Source organism: Parabacteroides sp. D25, from assembly GCF_000307475.1.
In the GTDB taxonomy this organism is placed as follows: domain Bacteria; phylum Bacteroidota; class Bacteroidia; order Bacteroidales; family Tannerellaceae; genus Parabacteroides; species Parabacteroides distasonis.
The window spans coordinates 1-2,962 of record NZ_JH976518.1 but is presented as its reverse complement, the minus strand read 5'-3'; the positions used below and the strand labels follow the sequence as shown (position 1 = coordinate 2,962).

Annotated in this window: 2 protein-coding genes; both read left to right on the top strand. The window is 44.5% G+C overall.

The window, feature by feature from the left end; all coding sequences use genetic code 11:
• Window positions 1-212 precede the first annotated feature (212 nt).
• The gene (locus HMPREF0999_RS21545; RefSeq protein ID WP_009276911.1) at window positions 213-1,310 is read left to right on the top strand and encodes a helix-turn-helix domain-containing protein; all 1,098 of its coding nucleotides are present in this window, start codon (window positions 213-215) and stop codon (window positions 1,308-1,310) included.
• A 219-nt stretch (window positions 1,311-1,529) separates the two neighbouring features.
• Window positions 1,530-2,962, top strand: a 1,433-nt coding sequence (locus HMPREF0999_RS21540) for a hypothetical protein (RefSeq protein ID WP_009276910.1), incomplete at its 3' end; no start/stop codon positions are given.

Below are 2,962 nucleotides of genomic sequence, written 5' to 3'. Positions count from 1 at the left end.
TATTGACCGAGAAACAACATCAAAAACTTTGCAGAAGTCATCCGTAATACAGAAAATCTCAGTAACTTTGTCCTCGGTAATCATAGCAATTATTGTCTGTAAACTTTTGATATTTAACACTCTAAGATTACAACAATTTTTCGCTAATCACCATTTTTCAGGCACTTATATTTCGTCGAACTCACGTTAAATTATTTAATATACATACAATCTTGGATACTTGCTTAGACCTTATTGCTCTTCAATATACTTGCATGATTGTGATGGCCATGCTTGCATTTTTTGTGTTTGTGTCGCGCTACTATGTAACTTGCCGTAACAGACAGTTTGAGCAGTCGCGTTGGATGATTGTTGTGGCATTACTATTGTTTGTTGTACACTACATGTGTCAGATGCGGTTGGGTTGGCGACAACAGGGGAACGATGTGGGTGTTCTGTTTAATCTGCTGTTTTATTCGCCTTCGGCTATTTTGTTGTCATGGTCGCAGCTTAATATTCTGCGCGCTGGGCATAGACGTTGGAGTTTTATGCGCTATGGCGTTGTTGGATATGCTCTTATGGTATTGTGCATAGTCGCAGGTGTTATTTCAAATGGCAGTCTGCATATTGGTCCTATGCTATATGTTGCTGATGCTATTCATTTCTTTACTCTATTGTATTATACATGGGCACCGCTGAGGGAACTTGGTAATGTTCAACGTCGGCTCGACAGTGAACATGGTAATCCTGCAGATGCCTACCTGCGCACTATGCGCTTTGGTTTTTTTGTGGTGTGTGCTTTTGCTGTAATTTCGCCTCTTTATATATTGTCGCGGCCGCTGCTCTTTGTCTTTGGACCTTTGGGATTGATTTCGCTTTCGCTGTTTATTGTTAGTTTTACGGCGCTTGGATTTAGTATGTCCGAGGGAGTAACTGAGATTGTTACCGAGACTAACGACGAGATAGCCGCTGCTAAAGTCTTTAGGGAGATTGGGCCTGAGCGTATTGCCGAAATAGATATGGCGGTAAGCAAATGGCGAAGCGAGGGCGGTTTTAGAGATAGCGACTTGACATTATCCTCGTTTGCTCGTCGCATAATGGTTAATCGTACCGACGTTGCTTCGTATCTGACTTCCATATATGGTAAGAATTTCCGTACATGGCTTTCGGGTATTCGCGTGGAGGAGGCAAAGGCACTCATGGCTGCACACCCCGAATATAGTAACGAGGTTGTTTCTATGGAGTGCGGTTTCTCGTCGCGTGTGTATTTTCAGCGTCTGTTCAAGGAAAGGACGGGCTTGACTCCCGCCGAGTGGCGCCGTCAACGGTAATATACTGGTTATGTGTGCGTTTGCTACTGAATGTAAGGTGTAACTTTTGTACGAAGGTTACATAATAAGGCAAAGTGTAACCTTTCTTACTGTGACGTATCCTTTCTATAAGAGTGACACATGAGTGATGTCTTTGAGGTTTTTGATGGTTGATGCTCCTGTATCTTTGCATGAGGAAATTCAAACAATTCAAACATAAATTCTCAAAAACAATTCACTATGCAAAAAAACTATCTTTATTTAATGGTGTGTGTCATAGGGGCTATGTCTTTAGCTTCGTGTTCCGAAGATTCTATTTCACCTGATGCTGGTGGCGATGGCGATGGCGACAGCACTACCGAAGTGCCTTTGGCACAAGTTGCAAAACCCAAACCTAACCCTTGGCTTGCACAGGAAGAGTATAGTATTACGCACTTCAATTCGGCTCAGACTGATGCTTTCTCGTTTGCTGTCAAGGATGGAACTTTCAATATCGATCTTTCCAAGTGTCAGATGACATGGAGCGGTCCTGTTAATTTGATGACTCTTGCTTCGACTTCGCCCAATTATATGTGGGGTATGAGTAGCGACCGCGTGTCGTATCTTGACATAAGCGACGGCAAACTTGAAAGGGTTGCCGAGGCTGGCTTGCCAGGGATTACAATGAAGACCCAGGAGCAACTGACACGTATAATTGCCGATCATGCTACTTACGACGAACTTTCCAAGACGGTTACCGATATATTGGGTCCGGCGCCACAAATGTCTATGGCCAACGGTAATTATGTCTTGTGCGACAAGGATAACTATGCTTACACCAATGCAGGTCAGGTAATGGCACGCTATCGCCTTGCCAATCCTAATAATCCCAAGGATGGTATCATGTTGGATCATCAGATAAGACTTACGAATTTTACCTTCGGCTCTTTTACACTCGTAGGCGCTACTATGACCTATGACGGACACCTTGTTGTGGCTGCTCAGAACGGACTTCTTGTGCTGAATCGTGCTCTTACTACAATCGAAGATTCATACCCTCTTCCATCAGACCAGATTCTCACCAACTCTATCTGCATCGACGAGAATGGCGGTGTTTACGTAGCAAGTAACAGCCGCACACCAGGCGGAAAAGGCCTTATGCAGAAACTCATCTGCAAGGACGGCAAAATCTCCACCTCCCAGGCTGATGGTGCATGGCAAGCCTATTACGACGGTGGTCCGCAAGCACCATGTATCAAACTCGGACATGGCACTGGTTCAACGCCTACACTTATGGGATTTGGCCAAGACAAGGACAAGCTGGTAGTTATTACCGATGGCTCTAAGCGTATGAAACTGGTAGCTTTCTGGCGTGACGAAATCCCCTCAGACGCACAGCAAGTGGCAGGATACGACAAGCGTATAGCCGGAGTGCACGAGGTTACATGTGGTCTTGGAACATCAACAGAGTGGATACAGTCTGAGCAGTCTGTTGTAGTAGGCGGCTATGACGCCTTTGTTGTAAACAATATTAATGTTACCAATCAGGAAATAAACGACAAGATTATTGGTGTAATTGCTATTGGTCCTATTGTCAAAGGCCCTCAAGGTGCCGAGTGTGTACGTTGGAATACAAAGGAGAAAAAGTGGGAGAGTAAGTGGACGCGCAGCGATGTAAGTTCTGTAAGTATGAT